Source organism: Chryseobacterium culicis (genome assembly GCF_002979755.1).
GTDB classification, from domain to species: Bacteria; Bacteroidota; Bacteroidia; order Flavobacteriales; family Weeksellaceae; genus Chryseobacterium; species Chryseobacterium culicis_A.
This window is the reverse complement of record NZ_PCPP01000006.1, coordinates 67,444-92,058: the sequence shown is the minus strand read 5'-3', so window position 1 is coordinate 92,058 and position 24,615 is coordinate 67,444. Positions and strand designations below refer to the sequence as shown.

The window sequence follows — 24,615 nt, the reverse complement described above, 5'->3', positions numbered from 1 at the left end:
TAAAAATTTAATTTTTAATAATCATATGGTAACCTAAAAAGTTGAAATGATTACTTTTTCTCAGGTACGTAATTAATGATTATTCTTTGGTTGGAATTAAGATACTTTTTAGCTGCATTTTGCAGATCCTGTTTTGTGATAGATCTGTAAATGTCGATTTCTTTGTTGATCAAATTCGTGTCACCCATCAATACGTGGTTGGTTGCCAATGAAGCAGCAATTCCCTGAATGCTTGAGTTCGCATTTACAAATTGGTTCTCGTATTGGTTTTGAAGTTTTTGGTAATCTTCTTCAGAAATTAAAGTAGTCTGAAGCTTTTTGATTTCAGCATCAATATCAGTCTGTAAAGCCTGTTTCGTAGTTTGTCCCATTGGAATCGCGAAGAAGGCAAAAATACTGTAATCTTCAAGGCCCTGATTGAAAGCAGCTACCTGAAGCGCTTTTTTATCCTGGTCTACTAATTTTTTGTATAAAACAGAAGACTTACCACTGCTTAAATAAGAAGAAAGCATATCTAAAACATACGCATCTTTTTCTTTGTTAGCCGGAGTTCTGTATGCGAAAACATAAGCCGGAAGCTGGATATTCGGGTCCGTAGCAGTAATCTCTTTTTCCTGTGTGATAGGAGCTTCTTTCGGGTAATCTTTTGGATAAAGTGTTCCTTTTGGAATTCCTCCGTAATACGTTTCAATCCATTTTTTAGTCTGTTCAGGTTTGATGTCTCCTGCTACTACTAAAGTTGCGTTATTCGGAACGTAATACTTTTTGTAGAAGGCCTGGAATTCCTCCAGTTTCGCTGAGTTTAAATCTTCCATAGAACCAATTGTTGGCCAGTTGTATGGGTGATTGGTAAATAAATTTTTCTGAATCGTTGTGAAAAGATTTCCATAAGGCTGGTTATCCATTCTCAATCTTTTCTCTTCTTTTACAACTTCTCTCTGTGTATCCACCCCAATCTGGTTGATTACAGCTTGACGCATTCTTTCAGCCTCCATCCAAAGTCCAAGTTGCTCATTGTTGGAAGGGAATGTTTCATAATAATACGTTCTGTCATTAGTCGTATTGGCGTTGTTTTGCCCTCCGTTTGAAGAAACGATTTTGAACCATTCTCCTCTCTTGATGTTAGGAGTTCCTTCGAATAAAAGGTGTTCAAAGAAGTGAGCAAAACCTGTTCTGCCTTTTACCTCATCTTTTGCACCTACATGGTACATTACACCTGTCGTTACAACCGGTGCCGAGTTATCCTGATGAAGAATTACGTGAAGACCATTAGGAAGGTCATACTCTTCGAATTTGATTTGCTGTGCATTCAGCATTAGCCCGAAGAAAGCTACGGCAGCAGCAGAAAGAAATCGCTTTTTCATAAAATTTAGAAATTGTTTACCAATTAGTATAAAAAGTGAATTAAATGTTACAAAATGTATAGAAATAGTTAGGTAAACGTGAGTGGTGAATGGTGAGTTCGCTTTGCTTGTGAATTTTTTGTTTCGGGATTCGGGTTGCGTGATTTAAGTTTATGAATAATCAATAGGAAGAAATTTTCTAATTGATGGTAATTCGCTGTGTTTGTTTATTTACGTGATTTGGGTTGTGAGATTTAAGGTTACCAATAATCATTATAGAGAAATTTTCTAATCGATGGGTAATCATTCACAATTCACTTGCGAAGCAAAATTGACCATTGACAAATAATCCCACGATCCAATCCTGGTACTCAAAATTTCGAACTTCTCTATGAAAGTTTGAATTCTGCTCTGAATACCTTAATTTTGTGTTCCCAAAATTTTTTTGCTGTATGGACTATTTGAAAGGACTCAACGAATCACAATATGAAGCCGTTACCTCTTTACAAGGACCTTTGATGGTACTTGCCGGAGCAGGTTCCGGGAAAACGCGTGTATTGACCATGCGTATTGCCCATTTAATTCACAATAGAATAGACCCTTTCAATATCCTGGCGCTTACCTTTACCAATAAAGCGGCACGTGAAATGAAAGACCGTATCGCAAAAGTAGTAGGAGACAGCAATGCAAGAAGTCTTTGGATGGGAACTTTTCACTCCGTTTTTGCCAGAATTTTAAGAATTGAAGCCCACTACCTGGGATATCCTTCCAACTTTACCATTTATGATCAGCAGGATGCCCTGAATGTGATCAAAAAAGTATTGAAGGATATGAACATTGATGCGGATCTTTATAAACCTAAAAAAGTTCAGGCAAGAATTTCAACGTATAAGAATAATCTGATCACCGTAAAAGCTTATTTCAACAATCCAGAGCTGATGGAAGCTGATGAAAAAGCGAATATGAAATTCATTGGACAGATTTATCAGAAATATGTAGATCAGTGTTTCAGAAACGGATCTATGGACTTTGATGACCTGCTACTGAAAACCAATGAGTTGCTTACCCGTTTTCCGGAAGTGCTGGCAAAATATCAGGATAGATTCCGATACATCATGGTAGATGAGTACCAGGATACCAACCACTCTCAGTATCTTATCGTAAAAGCTTTAGCTTCAAAATTTGAGAATATCTGTGTGGTAGGAGATGATGCACAGTCTATTTATTCTTTCCGTGGAGCGAATATCTATAATATCTTAAACTTTAAAAAAGATTATACTGATGCCAAAACGGTATCATTGGAACAGAATTACCGCTCTACACAGAATATTGTAAATGCGGCTAATGTAGTCATTGCGAAAAACTTACAGCAGTTTAAAAAAAATGTATTCAGTGATAATGAAGAAGGAGATAAGATTAAAATCTACCGATCTCTTTCCGATGCTGATGAAGCCAATTTCGTAGCAGGAAATATCTGGGAACTTCGTAACCGTGACCAGAGAAAGTACAGCGATTTTGCCATTTTATACAGAACCAACTCTCAGACCCGTGCTTTTGAAGATGCACTGAGACGTAAAAATATCCCATATAAAGTGTATGGAGGACTTTCTTTCTACCAAAGGAAAGAAGTAAAAGATCTTATTGGCTATCTTCGTCTTCTGATCAATGAAAATGATTCTGAAGCTTTAATGAGGATTATCAATTATCCTGCAAGAGGAATTGGGGAAACGACTCAGAATAAGCTGATCGTTTTTGCAGATGCTCACAATATTGCGGTTTCAAAGGTATTGGATAATCTTCCGATGTACGCACCTCAGCTAGGTCTGAACAATGGAGTTTTAAACAAACTGAATGACTTTTGGTCTATGATCAAGGCTTTTCAGGTATTGCTGAAAACAGAAACGGCTTACAGCGTTGCGATGGAAGTGGCAAAACGAAGCGGTTTAATTAAATTTTTAAAAGATGATCAGACTCCTGAAGGAATTTCCAGAGTAGAAAACGTACAGGAATTGATGAACTCTATGCAGGGATTCATTGAAGAACAGATGCAGCTTGAGGATGGAGATCCTAGTCTTTCTAATTTCCTTGAAAATATTGCTCTTTCCGCAGATACTCAGGATAAAAACCTGGAAGATGATATGGTTTCTTTGATGACTATTCACCTTTCAAAAGGACTGGAATTCCCGGTTGTACATTTGGTTGGGCTTGAAGAAAACCTGTTTCCTAGTTTTATGAGTTCTGCCACCAGAGAAGATCTGGAAGAAGAGAGAAGATTATTTTATGTAGCATTGACAAGAGCTGAAAAGCAAGTATTCTTTTCATATGCTGTTTCCCGTTTTCAATGGGGAAAAATTACCGATGCAGAGCCTTCAAGATTCTTAAGTGAAATTGATGATGAATATATTGAATTCCTTAACCCTGCTTTGGAAAAAAGGTTTATCAATAATTCAGGAGTAAGATCCAATATCTTTGATGAGCATCCTTCCGAAATGAAATCATTCAAAAAGGTCGAGAAAAAGTCAATTGACAGAGGAGATACCTCGAAACCGGCACCGGAAGTCAGAAAGCTGAAACCCGTAAGCACGGCTAAAATTATCAATCCAAGCGGTGCTTCTTCTCAGGATATTGAAGTAGGAGATAAAGTGAGACATGACCGTTTTGGGATAGGTGAAGTTAGTTTTCTGGATGGAACAGATCCTCAGAATATCAAAGCAAAAGTTATTTTCATTCATGAAGGAGAGAAAAACCTGATCCTGAAATATGCGAAACTGACTAAGATTTAATTTCAGAACAAAACAATATAAAACGAACGGATTCAATTTTTGGATCCGTTTTTTTATGGATGTTTCCTTAAATTATCTTAACTTTAAGTGAGGGATAGAAAGAAACAATAACCGTTTTTTACAAAAACAAAGTCTATTATTTTTGTAGACTAATAAATATGTTCTACATTTGCACCTTGTAAAAAACATAAATGTTATCAAATTCTAAACTATGAAAAATAAGAAAACTATTCTTTCGGCCTCTGTTTTATTTTTCCTAGGCGTATTTACTTACGGACAGGAAAAAGACAGCATAAAAGCAAATAAAGACACCATAAAAACCAATACGGTTGAAGAAGTAGTTGTATTGGGTTCAAGAGCCGGAGCCAGATCTAAAGTAGACAGCCCGGTTCCTGTAGACGTATTCAATGTGAAAGAATCTTCAATCATCCTTCCGCAAACCAATATCGGACAGATTCTGAATGCGGTAGCGCCTTCGTTTACTTCTACTATTCAGACTAATTCCGATGGAACAGACCATTTGGATCCTGCACAGCTGAGAGGATTAGGTCCGGATCAGGTTTTGGTTTTGGTGAATGGGAAAAGAAGACATACTTCAGCATTAGTGAATGTAAACGGAACACCCGGAAGAGGTACTGTAGGAACCGATTTGAATGCTATTCCATCTTTTGCTTTAAACAGAATTGAAGTATTAAGGGACGGTGCTTCTGCCCAATATGGATCTGATGCTATTGCCGGAGTAATCAATCTTGATCTGAAAAGAGACACCGGAAAACTGGCAGGACAGATCAGTTATGGAGGAAATTTAACGCCAACAGCTAATGACCATACCGGAGATTTTGACGGACAGAATATTCAGCTGGATTTAAACTATGGTAATAAAATCGGTACTAAAGGAGGTTTCTTTAATATTACCTGGTCTTCACAGTTCAGAAACCCAACATACAGAGCCGGAACTGAAAGTGGTCCTATTTATAATGCTTATAACGCCATTGAACAACGTGCTTTGAATGACGGAGTGAATCTTTCTTCTCTTTTTACAAATATCAACAATACTCCCAATTCACAGCAGATTGTAAATTATGTACATCAGTATGCGCAAAATGTAAGCTATTTCTCTCCGGATCTGCAAAATTCAATCCAGGGAGCCAATACCATTTCTGCGTTACAAAATGTTTTGAAATCTGCAAATTTCACCAGAGATCAGCTTAATTATATCACAGATCAGGAGCTGGCTTACAGAGGACAGACGAGAAAGGATTTTAATATGCAGGTAGGGCAGTCTAAGCTTAATAATCACCAGCTTTTTGTAAATGCTGAAATTCCTGTAAGTGACAACTGGAAAGTGTATACTTTTGGAGGATATAGCTTAAGACACGGAACTTCCGGAGGGTTTTACAGAAGGCCAAGCGAAAGCAGAACCTTTACAGGATTATATTCTAGTGGTTATCTACCACAGATCGGAACAGATATTCAGGATATTTCATTAGCAGCCGGAATCAAAGGAAAATGGGACGGCTGGAATATTGATTTCAGTAATACTTACGGACAGAATTCCTTTACCTATAACATTCAGAATACAGGAAATACCTCTTTGCGTTTTGCTTCACCAAGAGAGTTTAATGCGGGTGGACTGCGATTTTCTCAAAATACCATCAATTTAGATTTTTCTAAAAAATATGATGTATGGGAAGGAATCAACGTAGCATTTGGAGCTGAACACCGTTATGAGAATTTTAAAATTACTCAGGGTGAGGAAGCTTCTTATGCCACATATGATGTTTCCGGAAATGTATGGAACGGAAATTCTGTGAGACCTACAGACTTCTTCGGAGCAGCGCTTCCCGGGGGATCACAGGTCTTTAACGGATTTAAACCTGGAAATGCCGTGGATAAAAACAGACAGTCGGTGGCAGCCTATGCAGATGTTGAATTTAATTTTACCAACTGGTTACTGGTAGATGCGGCAGCGAGATATGAAAACTATTCGGATTTCGGATCGACTTTCAATTATAAACTGGCTTCAAGAATCAAGGTAGCCCCTAATTTCAATGTGAGATTTGCAGGTTCTACAGGGTTCAGAGCACCATCTATTCACCAGATTTATTATAACGTAACGTCTACATTGTTTACGAATAATCAACTTCTGGAAGTAGGAACTTTCAGTAATGATTCGCAGCTGGCAGGGCTATTAGATATGCCAAAACTGAAGCAGGAGACCTCAAAATCGGCAAGTGTAGGATTTACTTACAGAATCCCTGCTGTTGGACTTAGCTTTACTGCAGACGGATATTTCACGAGAATTGATAACCGTATTATTCTTACTGACCAGTTCCTGAGAGCAAGCGTTCCTCAGAAAGCACAGGAAGCTTATGATCAGTTGGGAATCAATGCCGCACAGTTCTTTACCAACGCCATTGATACTGAAACAAAAGGTTTAGATGTGGTAATTTCACATAATGCAAGATTCTCAGGATTTAAACTGGATAATAATTTTGCGATTAACCTTAATAAAACCAAGCAGGTAGGAGATATCCATTCTGCAGGACTTTTGCAGTCGCCACAGCTTGAGAAAGTATACTTTTCTGAAAAATCAAGAGTGTATCTGGAAGAAGCTGTACCGAGAGTGAAAGCCAGTCTTTCGCACACGCTGTCATGGAAGAATGCAACTTTCTACCTGAGAAATACCTATTTCGGAAAAGTAACAGGCGCTGATATTATTGATGTGAATGGAGATGGAATCATTGATTTTAATGAACACCAACCGATCGGAGATAAGATCATCACTGATTTATCTGCTGCCTATCAGTTTACTAAAAATGTAGGATTAACTTTAGGGGTAAATAATTTGTTTGATATTTATCCGACAAAAAACCTTACCGCTTCTACCAATAACGACCAATTCATCTATTCACGTTCCACTTCACAGTTTGGACAGAATGGAAGGTATGTTTTCGCAAGACTTAATTTCAATTTTTAAATAAAAACAAAAGATAATGCTTAAAAAAAACAGTTCAGAAATCCTGAACTGTTTTTTTATGTAATATGAATTAAACTTTTATTTTTGAACCATTAAGATATAATAAGAGCTTAAGAGTATTAAGATAAGCTTCGCTTTTAGCTTAAGAATCAGAAAGATTCATCTTAACTATACTTATTTCTTCAATCCTCCTTAATGGTTTTTCTTTATAAAATTTGAATTTTACCTTTCTACCAGCTCCTTCACGGGTTCACCATAATGATCAATTTCAGTGGTGTTGATTTTAAGCAGCTGATACCACTTGATGAAAGCTCCTATAAATACAATAAGCATAAGAGCCATTGCTGTGGCTGCTAAAACTGCCAGTAAATACTGTCCTTTTGGAATATAAATAGCTGTTACCTGAATATAGCCCGCCCAGAATGTAATTCCAGCCATAAAAACGCCGGGAATAGCCGAGCATAAAGCATATTTTCCTCTGTTCATCCTGATCAGCATTGTTGTGCAGACAATGAGTCCGCAGGCTGCCAATAGCTGATTACTGATTCCAAATAATGGCCAGATACTGTTTACATTTCCGGTATACACCAGATATCCCCAGGCAAAAGTGAAAAGAATACTGCTGATAATAATTCCCGGAATCCAGTTTTTATCATTGAATTTTGGAACTACTGACCCCAGCATTTCCTGTAAAAAGAAACGTCCCACCCTTGTTCCCGCGTCAATAGCGGTAAGAATAAATACTGCTTCAAACATAATGGCAAAATTATACCAATAAGCTGTCAGCTGATCCATGTACGGGATTTTATTGAAAATATGAGCCATTCCTACAGCCAGAGATACAGCACCTCCGGTTCTTCCATAAAGATCAATACCAATTTTCTGTGAGTAATAATCAATATCTACTCCGTGTAGTGATGGATGGGCTGCAAGAAATGAATCATAAGCTTCTTTTGGAGTATTGATGGCAAAATAATCACCAGGCATTAGCGTACAGGCAGCAATAAGTGCCATTAAAGCTACAAAACCTTCCACAAGCATGGCTCCATATCCCACGAAAAGAATTTCTCTCTCTTTGTTAAGCATTTTCGGAGTGGTTCCTGTTGCAATCACAGCATGAAATCCGGAAATGGCTCCACAGGCAATCACAATAAAGATAAAAGGAAGTACGGGGCCGCCAATAATAGGGCCACCACCATTTACAAAAGCTGTAATGGCAGGCATCTGTATCGTAGGATGAATAACAATTACCCCGATAGCCAGCATAATAATAGTTCCGATCTTTAAATAGGTTGAAAGATAATCTCTAGGAACTAAAAGAAGCCAAACCGGTAATACAGACGCAATAAAACCATACAAAGGAATTGCAATAGAAATTGTTTTAATATCCCATGAAAATAAACCATTCATCGTAGGATTCTGCATGAGCGTATGTCCCCCAATAATTCCGGCAATCAGGAGGATTCCTCCAAGGATACTGGCAAACAGAACACTGTTCTTTTTATAGCGCATAATCAGTCCCATAATGATGGCAATGGGCATGGTAATTACAACGGTAAAAAGAGACCATGAAGCTTCATGCATAGCATTGATACAAGCCAGAGACAATCCTGCCAATGTGAGAATCAAAATAAAAAGGATGGCAAAACCTGCTACAGTTCCTGTTGTTTTTCCTATTTCTTTAGAGGCGATAGTGGCAAGACTCTGTCCTTTATGTCTTACTGAAGCAAAAAGTACGATCATATCATGTACTCCGCCACCCAGTACGCATCCTATCAGTATCCATAAAGCACCGGGAAGATATCCGAACTGTGCTGCAAGAACAGGCCCTACCAAAGGTCCGGCAGCAGCAATAGCAGCAAAGTGATGTCCGAAAAGTACATTTTTATTGGTTGCCACATAATCTTTACCATCTGCAAATTCCACGGCAGGGGTGGTATTCTGGTCGTTGAGCCGGAGGACTTTATTGGCAATAAAAATACCATAGAAACGGTAAGCTATTGCAAAAATAAGAACAGATACAAATATGAGAGTAAGCGCATTGATATTGTTTAAAGATTCCATATTGCTTATTTTTATTGATAAATAATTAATTGATTGGTGTTTTTGTTGTTAATAATTTAAACAATAGCCAAGGTAATTAATTCTCAATGAAAAAATATCAATATGTATATCAATCTAGCAAATTTGTTGTTGAAATGTATTTTATTATATTGATTTATAGTTATTTGAATTTAAAATGGATAGGTAAATGTATATTACTTCTTTTGTGAAAGAACAAAATCTACCATTTCATCCGTGAGTTTATCCAGATAAGCTTTATCAGTTGTTCCAAAACCATGTACTCCGCCATCAACAATGATGAGAGCGTTTTGTATTTTGGCTCTGTTTAATTTTCTGTGAAGTTTTTTAGATTGGTTTAAAGGAACAATTTTGTCATTATTGCCCTGAACAATTAAAGTTGGAACTCCTTCCGAAACAAAATTAACTGGAGATAAGGTATTCAGATAATCGATGGCTCTGTCCTGATCTTTTCTGATATCATACCCGGAAATTCCTTTTACCAGATTTTCCTGTAAACCGACAATCTTTTTTGACATTAATCCGATCAGTGCTACAGGGATTGTTCCTAGTTTTGTGTGGAAAAGTTTGTTGAGATCAGCAGGACCATAATGATCAATTACATAATTTACTTTGGCAGAATAAGACGAAAGCTCCGGACTTCCAAGATAAGTATTGTCGGGAGTATAAGCCGCCATCAGGGAAAGGTGAGCTCCGGCTGAAGCTCCGAAAAGACCTATATTATTGGTATCGAAATGATATTTATCTGCATTTTTTCTTACCCATCTGATAGCATCTTTGGTATCTTCCAGAGGCAGTGGAAAATGAGTACTGTCATTCAGCAGCGTATAATTAATACTGATCACGGCATATTGCTTTGCCAATAATTTTTCAACAGTGGTTTCCAGATAATTGTCTGCATGAACTACTTTATCACCTTCAATCCATCCGCCTCCATGAACATAGATCAGTACAGGTATTTTTTCAGCGGCAACATTTTTAGGAATATATAAATCCAGGGCAAGAGGATTCCCTTTTTTATTGGTTTTATATACGATATCCTCAGACAGATTGGCTATTTCAGGAAGTAAGGTGCTTTTTACAGGAGGAGTTTTAACCTGTACCTGTGAAAAGTTCTGGGCAAAAAATAAATTAGAAAAACCTAAGAATAAAACAAAAAACAGGTTTGTAAAAAACCTGTAGATTGATATGTTGTTTATCGATGAATTCATAATAAATTTTTAAGGATGTGTTATTTTACTAACTCCTCAAAAAGCTTACCAAAAGTAGTATCCAGATCTTTGGATTTTCCAGGATGAGGTCTTGAGGTCTGTACCACAGAACTTCTTACAGCCGTAAGCCAGCGGAAGCGTTCCGGAATATCCAGAAAAGAAATAGGTCCACCATCTTTATCTCCATTCGCAATTTTCTGAAAACTTTCCAGATTTTGGATAATGTCATCATAATCCAGTTTGCTGTGCATCAGTTTGAATTTGTCCGGACACAAATAGAATTCTGCTTTGATGAATTTTTCCTTCTTAGAAAACATCACCAGTCCGATATTGAAAAACTCTTCTCTTTCAACTTTGGGCACCAGGCGTATTACCGCGTATTCATATATTTTATCCTCTTGCATTTTTCGCTTCGTTTACAAAGATTTGAGAATTTTCTAATCTGGTTTTCATAAACTGAAAATAGATCTCACGGATTTCATCGGGTGTTTCATCGGCATCATTCCAATGTAACCAGTCTTCAGGAATCATATTGACAATTTCTCTGAAAAGAGTATCATTCAGGATTTCATGAGCAAATGCATCTGCTTCATCAAGCATTTTTGCCTTAGGAAGAAGCACATGGTCTTTCACATATTTGAAAGGTGTTTTTGCTGCTGTATCAAAATTCTGCCATGAGTGGTGGAAATAGAACGAAGCACCATTATCAATGATCCAAAGTTCTTTATGCCACATCAGCATATTGGTATTTTTAAAAGTACGGTCGATGTTGGTAATGAATGCATCCAGCCATACAATTTTCGAAGCCAGAAGCGGATCTACACTTACTCCCGGGTCATAGGTAATAGAACCGGAAAGATAATGCAGCCCAAGATTCAGGCCTTCAGAATGTTTCAGAAGATCCTGTATTTCTTCATCGGCTTCCGTTCTCCCAAAATCAGCATCCAGATTCACAAAAACAAGTTCAGGAATTTTAAGTCCTAAAGCTTCCGTAATCTTTCCGCCTATAAGTTCGGAGATCAGCATTTTTACTCCATGGCCTGCACCACGGAATTTTAACACATACTTGAAATCATCATCAGCTTCTGCCAGAGCGGGAAGAGACCCTCCCTCTCTCAATGGCAGAATGTAACGCATTACGGTTACAGTTCTTAAATTCTGCATGAAGCAAAAATAAGGTTATTTTTTAATAATTTTTTTAGTGAACTCCTTTTCATCTGTTTTATATTGCAGGAAATAAACTCCACTCGTTAAATGCTGAAGTGAAATACGGTAGCCAGTCTCTGTCTTATTCAAACGATAAGGCATGATTTTTCCTGAGGCTTCAGTAAGTGAAATTACTTCAAATTTCTTTTTAGAAACAATGTTAATATGGTCCAGCGCCGGATTGGGATAAATTTGAATCCCGTTCTCCAGAAGTGTTTCTGCGGTATTTAATGTACTTACAACCACCAGTTTCGTTTTGGTCGTAGTAGCTCCACATGCATCTGTTGTAAGTTTTACGTTATAATTTCCGCCTGTAGGATAGGTGTGTGCTGGATTTTCCAGAGTAGAAGTCGTTCCGTCACCAAAATCCCATGAATAGTTGGTTGCATTCTGTGTGGTATTGGTAAATTGAACGGTTCCTGCTCCATTTATCTGATAGGTGAATCTGCTGTGAACATCATTGTTCGTTATATACCATTTACCAGGCTGATTATACACCTCTGTTTTAACAATATCTTTAATCAATTGAGCCTTTGCCTGACTAAGATTCCCGTTAAAAGGAATCTGTGTGGGATCTTTTTTAAATATAATGGTGTAAAATGTATATGCAGCAGCCATAGAACCAATGTAACTCGGATGTGATTCGTCCTGATCATACAATTCAATAGCCGGATTCTGTTCTCGGATCGTTCTCCAAACCTTGCCTACGGGAGAGATAATCCCTTCATTATTCATGGCCATTTCCATGTAGCGTGCATAGATCAAATCATCCATTCCCTGATATGTACAGACTGATGGCCAGCCCGGGCAGATTGTTCCATCCCCATTTTTACGGCCCCAGGTCATGTAAAAGATTACATTTCCACATGCATTTGCATTTTTAAAAAGATTTGAAAGTTGAAGAGCAAAAGGATATACCTCATTTTGAACCTGAGAATAAGGAAAGGATGGCAGCTGGCTCTGTTCCTGCAATACCACGTAATCCCAGTTTCCCTGATTCATGTCTGAAGCAACATTGGGATTATTGGCATGGTTCTGTAGGGTAGCTCCTCCCGGAGTCTGGCTATGGTGTTCCAGTACATCTCCGTTAGAAGCCGCAATACTTTGGATGAGGTTAGGCAAATCATTAACGTAAGTATAACTGTTTCCAATAAAGAAGACCCTTTTGGTGGTCTGACTGAGGAGTAAAGAAAAAGTAATTAAAAATAAAAAAAGTAGAGTTTTTTTCATAAATTTCAGTTTAAATTAACGTTATAAATATAAATATTATTAAACAAAATTTAATTATATTATGAATTTGATTGTTGAAAAGAATATATACTTAGAAAATAAAGAAACAAAAGGTTTTCTTGCTGATGTTTTTTATAAAGACACCACAGAAAAACTTCCCCTGATCATATTTGTTCACGGATATAAAGGGTATAAAGATTGGGGAGCCTGGAATCTGATGGCTGAAAAATTTGCTGAAGCAGGTTTTTTCTTTGTTAAGTTTAATTTTTCACATAATGGAACTACGGCTGCTGATCCGTTACACTTTGCAGATCTTGAAGCCTTTGGTCATAACAATTATTCTAAAGAGCTTTCCGACCTTGGTGTGGTCATTGATCATTTTAGTGGAAATCCTCATGTGGATGGGGAAAAGATTGTTTTGATAGGACATAGCAGAGGAGGAGGGATTTCTATTATTAAAACCTTTGAAGACGAAAGAATCAACGGATTGGTTACATTGGCCAGTGTAGACACATTAGAACGTTTTCCCAAAGAAGCGGCGTTCGAAAACTGGAAGAATACGGGGGTGTATTATGCTCTGAACGGACGTACGAAGCAGGAAATGCCTCATTATTATCAATTTTATGAAGATTATGAGAACAATATTCACCGTTTTGATGTAGAGCGGGCTACAGAAATGGCTAAAGCTCATATGCTTATTATTCATGGAACAGACGATGAAGCGGTAGAGGTGAAACAGGCGGAACACCTTCATATTCTTCATCCGAATTCTGAACTGTTTCTGATTGAAAATGCCAATCATACCTTCGGAGCAAAAGAACCATGGGCAGAAAAGGATCTACCAAAGGATCTGCATACTGTAACCGAAAAATGTATTGATTTTATCAAGGAAAAATTGAAATAAAACAGATGAAAATCCGTTATTATAAATTAACCACCATATCAGTATAATTATGAAAAAAGTTATTGCGGGCGCATTCGCACTGTCATTATGTGTTGTTTCCTGTAAAAAAGAAACTAAAACAGAATCTTCAACAAGCACAGATACTTTGGCTACAGTAATGCCTAAAGATTCTGTGTCCACTCCAAAAAATGACTCTGTTGCACCACCACCACCTTCTGCTACATCTGCTCGGATTATTACTAAAAATGTAGGGAAATATCCTCATGATATTAAATTTTTTGAAGATAAAAGTATTACAGAAAGACTGAAAAAGTTGGTAGGAACTCAATATGATGAAATGGTAAAAAATTTCAATGTAGAAAGTCCTGTGGCTTCGGAAAATGGAATTTATAAACTGACAGGATGTAAGCAGCACGACTGTCCGGGATATGCTACCAACATTTACTATGATGCTAAAAATGATAATCTGAATGTTTCCATTGATAAAAATGGTAAGATAACAGACTTTGCTGAAAAAGGAAAAATTGTTGTTTCAGAAGCATTGAAAGCGAAATAATATAAGTTGGGAAGATAGAAGCTGGAAGTCATTAACGGTGTTTCCTATCTATTGAAATCAAAATAGAACTGTTTTCCAAAAGGTCATTAATTTGGAGAAAAGTTATTCAGAAGACTTTATGAACTTCCAGCCTTCCACTTCTGGCTTCCCGCATACAATAAAAAGGCGGCCTGAAATTTCAGGCCGCCTTTTTATTGTATTGTGAGTAAAACCCACGCTTCTTCAACTTTGCTGTCCAGAAGCAGTTTCTGAACCTCTATGTGAATGTTTTCATCAGCATGGAAGTCACCTGCAGGTAATACCTCTGTATTGGCTAGCATCCCAAGATCGTTTCCTGTAAATACTTTGCTGTATTTGATAGAATCAGGTAACAGATCAAAACCAATTCCTTTTGTGACCAAAGGTTTCGGTACTTCAAAGAGATTGTTTTCATTGCTTCTGGAATACCAGTTGCTGCCTAAACGGGCTACCATATCCAGTTTTTTCTGATCCAGATTTCCTGCTTCATTCAGATATTCTTCTCTGATGTGGATTTTCTGAACTTCGCAGATCACCAGATTTCCGGCACCACCCTGATCTCCCAATGGTTTTACCTCTAAAACTTTACATTCAAAGTTGACAGGACATTCTTCAATCAGTTTAGGCTGTACAAGATCTGCATCCTTCATGGTAAGTCCGGATTTGATAAATTCATTGACTCCGGTTTCATATTCTGTAGAAGCTAAAGATATCTGCTGTACAATTGGAAAATTCACTGTTCCAATGACTACTTCAGGTACTTCAAGAACATTTTCCAGTGTATGTTTAGTCGTATTGTCACGGACTCTCCTTGATGGTGAAAAGATAAGGATAGGTGGAACAGTACTGAACATATTGAAAAAACTGAACGGAGATAAGTTATTATTGCCGTCTTTATCTACAGTAGAAGCCAGTGCAATCGGACGTGGTGAAACGGCAGTCTGCATGATCGTCTGTAGTTGTACGGAGGTTATCTCGGAAGGGATTACTGTTTTCATATTTTATTTAACCACAAAAGGCACAAAAGTTTTAAGTAAAATAGCTTTAATCTTTAAAGTTTAAAAAAGCATATCATAATATTGATTCACAAAGGTTTCCTGTCCTTCGTGGTATAGATTTTTGACATTAAAATTGACTAAAATACCTTTGGGTTTCTTCATTAAATTAATATAGTTAAGAAGTTGAGCTCTATGAATATCATTAAGCTTTGCAACTGACTTTAATTCTACCACAATTAAGTCTTCAATTAAAAAATCACAAAAGAAATCACAGTTAATTTCTTTTCCTTTATAATGTACCGGAACTTTAAACTCAGATTTAAAATTAATATTTCTTAATCTAAATTCTTCTTCCAGACATTTATGATATACGCTTTCCAATAAACCAGGCCCTAAAACTTTGTGGACTTCTATACAAGCACCATTTATGTTATAGGTAAGATCTGTTAAATATGACTGCGTAATCATAAATCCTTTTGTGACTTTTGCGGTAAAAAAAATTAAAGTGTTGGAATAATTTTACCGGAAACTTCCCCGAAACCTACTCTTACACCATCTTTTTCAGCCCATGCTTTCATGGTAATGGTATCATTATCTTCGATGAATTTTCTCTCTTCTCCGTTGCTTAATGATAAAGGATTCTGTCCTCTCCATGTCAGTTCAAGCATAGATCCGAAAGATTTTGGATCACTTCCCGAAATAGTACCGCTGGCATATAGGTCACCCACTTCTACATTACATCCGTTTACGGTGTGGTGTGCCAGCTGCTGGGTCATATTCCAGTACATGTGTTTGTAGTTGCTTTCGCTGATGAGGTTGTGATCTCCGTTTTCAGGCTGAATATATACTTCAAGGTTGATATCGTAGTTTTTATCACCTTCGAATTTTAAATAATCTAATACTTCAGGATCCTGATCTGGAGAAGCTGTTCTGAATGGCTCCAAAGCTTCAAGGGTTACTACCCATGGAGAAATAGATGAACCGAAGTTTTTGGCAAGGAATGGCCCTAGTGGAACATATTCCCATGATTGGATATCTCTTGCAGACCAGTCGTTGAAAACTACCATTCCGAAGATGGCATCTTCAGCATCTTTGGTAGAGATACTTTCTCCCATCTCTGTATTTCTGTTGATGATGAAGGCCATTTCCAGTTCAAAGTCAAGCTGTTTACAAGGCCCGAAAACAGGTTTCTCCACATCTGCAGGTTTCATCTGACCTTTCGGACGGTTGATCTCAGTTCCGGAAACTACGATAGAAGAGGCTCTTCCATGGTAGCCTACCGGTAAATGTTTCCAGTTTGGCAATAGAGCATTTGCAGGATCACGGAACATTTTTCCTACGTTGGTAGCATGTTCAATGCTGCTGTAGAAATCGGTGTAGTTCGGGATGTGAACAGGCATCATCATTTTTACTTTATCCAGGTCATAGAAAGCTTCTTCAATGGTTTTCTGATCTTTTGATAAAGTAGACCCTTCCTGTAATAATGTTTGAATTTTGGTACGAACAGCATTGGTAACCGGTTTACCCAGTTCGATAAATTCATTGATGGTATACGCTTCAAAAACATTGTCGTCTAATCCTTCAATATCTTCAAAATAACCAAGATCGTACAACGTAGCAAGATCAATTACCTGATCTCCGATTCTTGTACAGCATCCGATATATTCTTTGTTAAAAACTGCGACTCCGAAAGGAATATTGTGTATAGAAAAATCCGAATTTGAGGAATAGTCTACAAATGATTTCATAAGTTTAGATTTTAGTTAGATTAATGATCCTCCAGAGGAATTCCCCGGAACATTTATTTTGTCTTTTTTGAGTAAGATGCTTCATCAATCCATCTGTCTCTGGTATTGACATCGATGAGGTACAGAATATTATCCTGTTGTGTCAGCAATAAGGTTTTGGTGACAGGCATTGGGATTTTTTTATTTTCAAGCATATCTGCCCGTAAAGAAATAATATTTTTTTTTCTGATAATATCACCGCTGAAAACATTAGAGCTGGTTTCTCCAGTTGCTTTATCATCGAAAACTTCTACATAAGTGGCATTATTTCCTTTGATTATAATAAAGTCCCGTTCTGTATGATCGGCTTCATCTTTAATGAAAACAAACTTTTTGTTGTCAATATTTACATTTTCAAGATGCTGATTGATGCCTTTTCTTTGCTCAAGTCGATTAAGGATTTCATTCAGGGTTCCATACTGAGCTTGAAGTCCCAGTGTTCCCAGAAGGAAAGTTCCTATTAAAAGTTTTCTCATATAGTGTGTTTTATAAAAAAGTTTTGCCAGAATACTGTATCCTGACAAAACTTATATTTTTTAATGTAAAATTAAAGATTACCTCTTCTTTCCTGTTCTCTCTCTAATGCTTCGAACAAAGCTTTGAAGTTTCCGGCACCAAAACTCTGTGCACCGTGTCTTTCAATAATTTCGAAGAATAGAGTAGGACGGTCTTCTACAGGTTTTGTAAAAATCTGTAACAAGTATCCTTCTTCATCATGATCAATAAGTATACCTAAATCCTGAAGTTTTTTAAGATCTTCATCAATATGACCTACTCTTTCAGGAACCATGTCGTAATAAGCCTCTGGTGGAGCAGAAAGGAATTCAACACCACGTTTTTTCAATTCCGTTACGGTGTGGATAATATCTTTCGTTGCTACAGCAATGTGCTGTACCCCTTCACCTTCATAGAAATCAAGGTATTCTTCTACCTGAGATTTCTTTTTACCTTCTGCAGGTTCGTTAATCGGGAATTTTGCATATCCGTTTCCGTTTGACATTACTTTAGACATCAATGCAGAATATTCTGTGTTGATCTGCTTGTCATCAAAAGAAAGGATGTTTACAAACCCCATTACTTTTTCGTACCATTCTACAGTTGGGATCATTCTGTTCCAGTCAACATTTCCTACACAGTGGTCTACATATAATAAACCTGCTTCTTCAGGCTTATAATCACTTTCCCACTTTTCATATCCAGGCATGAAAGCTCCGTTGTAATTTTTTCTTTCCACAAACATGTGAACGGTTTCTCCATACGTGTAGATACCGGACATTCTTACCTCACCATGCTCATCAGTTAACGTTACAGGCTCTAAATAAGGTTTTCCACCTCTTTTAGTTGTTTCTTCGAAAGCTGCATAAGCGTCATCTACCCAAAGTGCCAAAATTTTTACTCCGTCACCATGTTTTTTTACGTGCTCGCTGATAAGAGAGTCAGACTTTAGTCCGGTAGTTAATACCAATCTGATTTTCCCCTGTTGAAGTACATAAGATGCGCGGTCTCTTACTCCTGTTTCAGGACCGGCATAAGCTACAGACTGAAAACCGAAAGCGGTTTTGTAATAATGGGCAGCCTGTTTTGCATTTCCTACATAAAACTCAATATAATCTGTACCGTTAATCGGTAAGAAATTTTCTGCTTGAGCTATTTTCTCGGCAAATGTAAGTGTTGACATATTTTCTCTTTTACTTTTATTTTATTGGTATGCAAATTACAAAATTCTTAGATATCGCGAAAATATTACCACGGATTCATTGAATATATTTAACATAACGTTAAAGAAGAGTTTACTTAAGTATATTTAAGTTTCTTAAGTTTGAAATAGGCTGACTACATTTGTTATACAAAAGACAAATGAAAAAAAATATTTCGAAACATGAAAGCCGTAGATACTCTCTACGGCTTTCTTATTTTAGATGGTCTCAATTTTTCTGTTGAGCATTCCTGCATCGGGATTATAATTATCCCATATTTTCCAGATGTTATTTACTTTTCGGATAAAATAGATTTGGGTACTCAGCTGATTCACAAAATGTTCCTCTCCTGTTTCTCCCACTTTGAAGAGAAGATTCCAGAATTCCTGGGATTCTAATATTTTCTTATCGGGCTCATCGGTAACAACATGTATATCAAAAACTTCGTAGTTGGATCTGTTGTTTTTGGTAACTAGATGAAAATCTTTATCACACAGCTCTTTACTGAATTGTGAAGCCCTTTCCAAAAAAGGAGAATCATCAAATACCAGACCTTTTAAGAGTTCCGTATTATGGGTGGGAAACAGTTTATAAAACTCAAAAGCTGCTGCACAGTAGTCGTACACCATCTGGGTAAGGTAGGATTGGTCATCAGTTTCCTCCTTGCCCTGTTTCTTGTATCTTATCGTAAGAATATAATCGTTAAGGTCTTTGTGTCCTAAGAAAATACATATTTTATCCAGTGTTTTCAGAAACCTAAGATCACTATGGGTTTTATCCTGGTAATCATTTTCAAAAAAACGCTGAAGCGTAACATGGGAAATCGTATTTCCAATTTCAAATTTCTTTCCTCCTTTCAGTTCCTCTGCTTCAGAAAGCTCATCCTTAATAATTTCAGAAAGAATAATATAATGGCTTCTCTTCCATTCATTCACATTCCCCAAAACAGAATTCCTTACTTTGGAATGCTTTACAACTTCTTCTCGTATCGAATTATATATAGTTTTCAATTTCCTTGTTTTTGAAAGAGTTTTATCAAATATACTGCCAAATTATTAATGTTTTTTGATCATTCTATGATGATGAATTCAAAATTTATTTTTAAGTCCTTGGTTAAAAAACCTTTTTGAGATCTTTTATGATTGATTGTCAGTGTTTAAATCTTTCAAAAGCAGCCCTCTCCAGCATTTCTCTGTCATCCGGATGGGCTATACTGATGAGTTCCTGTGCTCTCTGGCGGAGATTTTTTCCATACAGGTAAGCTGTTCCGTATTCAGTAACGACATAGTGGATATGACCTCTGGTTGTTACTACACCAGCTCCCTGTTTAAGAAAAGGAACGATTCTGGAAATTCCTTTTTTCGTTCTTGCGGTAATGGCTATGATAGGTTTTCCATCGTCACTTAGAGCGGCTCCACGCATAAAGTCCATTTGTCCTCCGATTCCGCTGTATTGCATGGTTCCGATAGAATCTGCACATACCTGTCCCGTAAGGTCTATTTCAATGGCAGAATTGATGGCTACCATTTTTTTGTTTCTCATGATATTGATTGGGAAATTGACTTCACTTACATCTCTGAACGCAAATACGGTATTGTCATCCACATAATCATAGAGTTTTCGGGTTCCGAAACAGAAACTTGTTATGGTTTTGTTATCGTTGTAGCCTTTGTATTTATTGTTGATTACATCATCCTGAATAAGGTCAATAACACCATCACTCAGCATTTCTGTGTGGATTCCCAGGTCTTTATGGTTGGTAAGGCATTTCAAAACAGCATCTGGAATTGTACCAATACCCATCTGAAGGGTAGATCTGTCTTCAATCAGCTCAGCTACATTTTTTCCTACCAGCATTTCTTCAGGACCTACTTTTGAGCCATAGTCTACAGTTGGAAGTTCTTCTTCATGCCAAACGAGTTTGTGGATTCTGCTGATATGGAGCATTCCATCTCCATGGGTTCTGGGCATTCTTGGATTGACTATGGCAACAATAATCTTGGCTGTATCCACGGCTGCTCTTGCAATATCCACAGAAGTTCCCAGTGTACAAAAACCATGTTTATCCGGTGGAGAAACTGTGACGATGGCTACATCCAGAGGTAAAATATTTTTTCTGAATAAAATAGGAATTTCACTTAGAAATACCGGTAAAAAGTCTCCTCTGTCAGAATTTACAGCATCACGTACAGGAGTGGAAACAAATAAAGAATTGATGAAAAAGCTGTCTTTGTACTCAGGTTTTGCAATTTCCACATTTCCCTGCTGGGTAATAGAAACCATTTCCACATTTTGTAATCGTCCAGCCTGTCTTGCCAGTTCATCAATCAGATAATTGGGAGTACAAGCACTGCCGTGGAAAAATACACGGTTTCCGCTTTTTATCGTATATATTGCTTCTTCTGCACTGATGTAATTATTCATATTTTATCTTTTTTAAAAGGGTGTTAAGAGTATTTTTCTGCCTCAAAAAATACTTCTATTCTTTCAAAGATAATCTTATAATTTTATATTCAGATAAATATTTTTAGGATATTATACAGACTTTTGTCATACAAAATGAACCAGATTCAGTATAAAAGATAAAGGACCAAATGCATTGGCATTCAGTCCTTTTATTCTGTTTATTATTTTGCTGAAAATCTTAAAGGGCAGTTTCAACAGCTGTTTTCTGCTTCATACTTCCTGTTTCTGCAAATCGAAGATGCCAGCTGAAAGCTTCCTGCAGCAAATGAGGAGTATGACCTCCTTTTTCACAGGCTCTGTCGAAATAAGATTGTAATTCTTCTTTATAGTCCGGATGAACACAATTGTCGATAATCTTTTGTGCTCTTTCTCTCGGTGCTAAACCTCTTAAGTCTGCCAATCCCACATCTGTTACCAGAATATCCACATCATGTTCTGTATGATCGGTATGAGATACCATTGGGAGAACGTGAGAAATATTATTGCCTTTTGAAGCAGCCTGAGTCACAAAAATACTTAAATAAGCATTCCTTGCGAAGTCTCCGGAACCTCCGATTCCATTCATGATTTTTGTACCTCCGATATGGGTAGAGTTTACATTTCCATAAATATCGAATTCAATAGCAGTATTGATGGCTATTACTCCCAATCTTCGGATCAGTCCCGGAGTATTGGAAATATTCTGAGGTCTTAGAACAAATTTGTCTTTATATTTTGAAAGATTTCCCAGGACTCTTTCATAGCATTCCTGAGATACGGTAATGGATGATGCGGAGGCGAAACTCAGTTTACCGGAATCGATCAGATCAAATGTACTGTCCTGAAGTACTTCGGAAAACATTGTCAGATCATAAAAATTACTGTCTTTGAATCCTGTCAGAACAGCATTGGCTACTTTACCAATCCCTGCCTGAAGAGGAAGCAATCGGTCTGTAAGACGTCCTAAAAGAACTTCATTCTCAAAGAAGGCAAGAAGGTGTTTGGCGATGGCTGTTGTTTTTTCGTCCGGTTCTGCGATATCTGCCGGGCTGTCTTTACGATTGGTAAATACAATGGCTTCAATTTTTTCAGGGTCAACAGGAATACTTTTTCTCCCGATTTTGTTCCATGGGGCAACAATAGGAATAACATTTCTGTACGGATAATCTTCTGCCTGGTAGATATCATGGATGCCATATACTTCTTCAGGAACCTCTGTATTGATTTCAATGATTACTTTTTTAGCCAAAGCAGCGAAGGTTACTGAATTACCCACAGAAGTGGTAGGAACAATGCTTCCGTCTCTTTCAATATAGGCTGCTTCAATAATGGCGACATCAATGCTCTGAAGATTTTTGGTGTGAAGAAGCTCGGCGCTTTCGCTCAAATGCTGATCGATGAAGAGAATCTCACCGCTGTTGATTTTGTTTCTTAAGATGGGATCTACCTGAAACGGCATTCTTTTCTTCAGAACATTAGCTTCTGCCAGTTTTCCATCGGTACCGTGACCCAGTGAGGCTCCGGTCATCAAAGTAACTTTAAGGTCTTCTGTTTTTCCTCTTTCTGCGAGTGCGGGCAAAATGGCCTTGCTGTCACCTGCTTTTGTAAAGCCGCTGGACCCGATAGTCATACCGTCTTTAATGATTTTTACAGCATTTTCCGCTGTAGTAACTTTTTCGCGTAAACTTTCTAATCTGATTCTTTCTAACATGTAATATTGATTTTGTTTTAAACCACCATTACTTAGGATGCGTTATGAAAAATAATGATGGTTAAATATGTTAACCATACCTTACAAATTTACGAAAAAAGACGCTTTAAATAAAGGATTTAAAGCGTCTTTTGTATGTATTCAGTAATACTTTTTGATATGAACCTGATAGACTTTTTTACTGTTGAATAAATCTATTAGAATTTTTAACCACAAAAGTCACAAAAGTTTATTTTTGAGTACTTTAGCCCACTGAGAGAGTTAATAAAAATGCTGCATAAAGTACACATCAGAAGAAAATCTTCGATTTTCAAAACTTTAGTGTTCTTTATAATCACTAAAGATTCACTTATAACCTTTAGTGTTTAGATCTTTTGTGACTTTTGTGGTTGATATCAAAATTTAAAGTTGTTTTAATTTTATTGTTTTATTCCAACCATGAAGTTTTATAAGAAGGATCTTCTACTTTTAAAGCTTCTTCTGTAATTTTTAAAGGACGGAAAGGGTCAACCATTACCGCATATTCTTCCGTGAATTTTTTACCGATACTTCTTTCCATAGCACCAGGGTGAGGACCGTGTACAATTCCTCCCGGGTGAAGGGTGAAATCCATCAGATCAATATGGTTACGGCTCATGAAATCTCCTTCTGTATAGAACAATACCTCATCAGAATCTATATTGGAGTGATTGTAAGGAGCAGGAATTGCCAGTGGATGATAGTCATACATTCTTGCGCAGAATGAGCATACTACGAAATTATGTCCTTCAAAATTCTGGTGAACCGGTGGCGGTTGGTGAATTCTTCCGGTAATCGGTTCAAAGTTTTTAATATTAAATTTATAAGGATAAAAATAGCCGTCCCAGCCAACTACATCAAACGGGTGTGTTGCGTAGATAAAATCTGTAATCTGGTTTTCTTTTTTTACTTTAATCAGGAATTCTCCTTTTTCATCAATGGGTTCTTTATAAGTAGGAGCAATCATATCTCTCTCGCAGAATGGAGAGTGTTCCAGAAGCTGCCCGAATTCATTTCTGTATCTTTTCGGAGTGTAAATAGGAGAGTGACTTTCTAATACAAAGAAAACAGTATCATCAGATTTCAGCTCTACCTGATAGATGGTTCCTCTCGGAATAATAAGATAATCTCCGGTTACGAATTCAAGATCACCTACAAATGTTTTTAAAATTCCGGTTCCGTTATGAACATACAAAAGTTCATCACATTCTGCATTTTTGTAGAAATAATCCATCGATTTTCTTGGCTTTGCCAATCCCATTTTCAGGTCGTTGTTCATCAAAAGGATCTTTCGGCTGTCCATGAAATCATCTTCAGGAGTGACATTCATTCCCTTAAACATTCTCGGAGCAACATTCTTTTCCACTGCTATTTTGGGAGTAACATCTTTCGGTTCACCGATAGATTTAATCTGAGTAGGGCGGTGGATATGATATAACAGCGAAGAAATACCATGGAAGCCTTCTGTACCGAAAAGCTGCTCATAGTAAAATTTATCTTCCGGAGACTTAAAGATCGTATGCCTTTTTTGTGGGATATTTCCCAATTGATGATATCTCATTTTACTTTCATATGTAGTTTCTCAAATTTAATCATTTTTCACGAATTGGCTTAACCTATATTTTTGGGATTAAGTTTTGTATTTG

20 protein-coding genes are annotated in these 24,615 nt (G+C 37.1%); 4 read left to right on the top strand and 16 right to left on the bottom strand.

The window, feature by feature from the left end:
• Positions 1-50 precede the first annotated feature (50 nt).
• Positions 51-1,364, bottom strand: coding sequence for a M16 family metallopeptidase (locus tag CQ022_RS21340; RefSeq protein ID WP_105684488.1), 1,314 nt, complete (start codon positions 1,362-1,364; stop codon positions 51-53).
• A 431-nt stretch (positions 1,365-1,795) separates the two neighbouring features.
• Here CQ022_RS21340 and CQ022_RS21335 point away from each other — a divergent pair, with 431 nt between their 5' ends.
• Positions 1,796-4,126: an ATP-dependent helicase gene (locus CQ022_RS21335; protein ID WP_105684487.1), complete on the top strand. Its 2,331-nt coding sequence runs from the start codon at positions 1,796-1,798 to the stop codon at positions 4,124-4,126.
• A 211-nt stretch (positions 4,127-4,337) separates the two neighbouring features.
• Positions 4,338-7,106: a TonB-dependent receptor plug domain-containing protein gene (locus CQ022_RS21330; RefSeq protein WP_105684486.1), complete on the top strand. Its 2,769-nt coding sequence runs from the start codon at positions 4,338-4,340 to the stop codon at positions 7,104-7,106.
• Between the two features lie 222 nt (positions 7,107-7,328).
• Here the strand turns inward: CQ022_RS21330 and CQ022_RS21325 are convergent, their stop codons facing one another.
• The 5 genes from CQ022_RS21325 to CQ022_RS21305 all read right to left on the bottom strand — a co-directional run bounded on the left by CQ022_RS21325 (position 7,329) and on the right by CQ022_RS21305 (position 12,835).
• A complete protein-coding gene (locus tag CQ022_RS21325; protein ID WP_185126840.1) occupies positions 7,329-9,170 on the bottom strand; it encodes a carbon starvation protein A in 1,842 nt (613 codons plus the stop codon).
• 194 nt (positions 9,171-9,364) lie between these two features.
• Positions 9,365-10,399: an alpha/beta hydrolase gene (locus CQ022_RS21320; protein WP_105684485.1), complete on the bottom strand. Its 1,035-nt coding sequence runs from the start codon at positions 10,397-10,399 to the stop codon at positions 9,365-9,367.
• A gap of 20 nt (positions 10,400-10,419) precedes the next feature.
• Entirely contained in the window at positions 10,420-10,803 is a 384-nt protein-coding gene (locus CQ022_RS21315) for a DUF3037 domain-containing protein (RefSeq protein ID WP_105684484.1), read from the bottom strand.
• On the bottom strand, positions 10,790-11,563 hold the full coding sequence (locus CQ022_RS21310; RefSeq protein WP_105684483.1) for a HipA family kinase: 774 nt from the start codon (positions 11,561-11,563) through the stop codon (positions 10,790-10,792). The genes CQ022_RS21315 and CQ022_RS21310 overlap by 14 nt, the downstream gene beginning before the upstream one ends.
• Before the next feature lie 15 nt (positions 11,564-11,578).
• Entirely contained in the window at positions 11,579-12,835 is a 1,257-nt protein-coding gene (locus CQ022_RS21305; protein WP_105684482.1) for a PKD domain-containing protein, read from the bottom strand.
• A gap of 61 nt (positions 12,836-12,896) precedes the next feature.
• Between CQ022_RS21305 and CQ022_RS21300 the strand changes: the two genes are divergently transcribed.
• Together CQ022_RS21300 and CQ022_RS21295 are read left to right on the top strand one after the other, a co-directional pair.
• A complete protein-coding gene (locus tag CQ022_RS21300; protein ID WP_105684481.1) occupies positions 12,897-13,739 on the top strand; it encodes an alpha/beta hydrolase family protein in 843 nt (280 codons plus the stop codon).
• A 49-nt stretch (positions 13,740-13,788) separates the two neighbouring features.
• Positions 13,789-14,295, top strand: a complete 507-nt coding sequence (locus CQ022_RS21295) for a hypothetical protein (RefSeq protein ID WP_105684480.1) — start codon at positions 13,789-13,791, stop codon at positions 14,293-14,295.
• A gap of 191 nt (positions 14,296-14,486) precedes the next feature.
• Here CQ022_RS21295 and CQ022_RS21290 read toward each other — a convergent pair whose 3' ends face one another.
• From CQ022_RS21290 to CQ022_RS21250, 10 genes are all read right to left on the bottom strand, one after another.
• Positions 14,487-15,311, bottom strand: a complete 825-nt coding sequence (locus CQ022_RS21290; RefSeq protein ID WP_105684479.1) for a flavin reductase family protein — start codon at positions 15,309-15,311, stop codon at positions 14,487-14,489.
• Between the two features lie 60 nt (positions 15,312-15,371).
• Positions 15,372-15,779, bottom strand: coding sequence for a GxxExxY protein (locus CQ022_RS21285; RefSeq protein ID WP_105684478.1), 408 nt, complete (start codon positions 15,777-15,779; stop codon positions 15,372-15,374).
• 32 nt (positions 15,780-15,811) lie between these two features.
• Positions 15,812-17,059, bottom strand: coding sequence for a fumarylacetoacetase (gene fahA / locus CQ022_RS21280; RefSeq protein WP_105684477.1), 1,248 nt, complete (start codon positions 17,057-17,059; stop codon positions 15,812-15,814).
• A 53-nt stretch (positions 17,060-17,112) separates the two neighbouring features.
• Positions 17,113-17,574: a hypothetical protein gene (locus CQ022_RS21275; RefSeq protein ID WP_105684559.1), complete on the bottom strand. Its 462-nt coding sequence runs from the start codon at positions 17,572-17,574 to the stop codon at positions 17,113-17,115.
• Between the two features lie 71 nt (positions 17,575-17,645).
• A complete protein-coding gene (gene hppD / locus CQ022_RS21270; RefSeq protein WP_105684476.1) occupies positions 17,646-18,776 on the bottom strand; it encodes a 4-hydroxyphenylpyruvate dioxygenase in 1,131 nt (376 codons plus the stop codon).
• A gap of 135 nt (positions 18,777-18,911) precedes the next feature.
• The gene (locus CQ022_RS23370; protein WP_410492657.1) at positions 18,912-18,992 is read right to left on the bottom strand and encodes a hypothetical protein; all 81 of its coding nucleotides are present in this window, start codon (positions 18,990-18,992) and stop codon (positions 18,912-18,914) included.
• Positions 18,993-19,013: 21 nt separating this feature from the next.
• Positions 19,014-19,805: a hypothetical protein gene (locus CQ022_RS21265; protein ID WP_105684475.1), complete on the bottom strand. Its 792-nt coding sequence runs from the start codon at positions 19,803-19,805 to the stop codon at positions 19,014-19,016.
• 139 nt (positions 19,806-19,944) lie between these two features.
• On the bottom strand, positions 19,945-21,219 hold the full coding sequence (locus CQ022_RS21260; protein WP_105684474.1) for an acetyl-CoA hydrolase/transferase family protein: 1,275 nt from the start codon (positions 21,217-21,219) through the stop codon (positions 19,945-19,947).
• Positions 21,220-21,439: 220 nt separating this feature from the next.
• The gene (locus CQ022_RS21255) at positions 21,440-22,951 is read right to left on the bottom strand and encodes a succinate CoA transferase (RefSeq protein ID WP_105684473.1); all 1,512 of its coding nucleotides are present in this window, start codon (positions 22,949-22,951) and stop codon (positions 21,440-21,442) included.
• 427 nt (positions 22,952-23,378) lie between these two features.
• Positions 23,379-24,530 (bottom strand): homogentisate 1,2-dioxygenase, encoded by a 1,152-nt coding sequence (locus CQ022_RS21250; RefSeq protein WP_105684472.1) that lies wholly within the window; start codon positions 24,528-24,530, stop codon positions 23,379-23,381.
• Between the last annotated feature and the right edge of the window lie 85 nt (positions 24,531-24,615).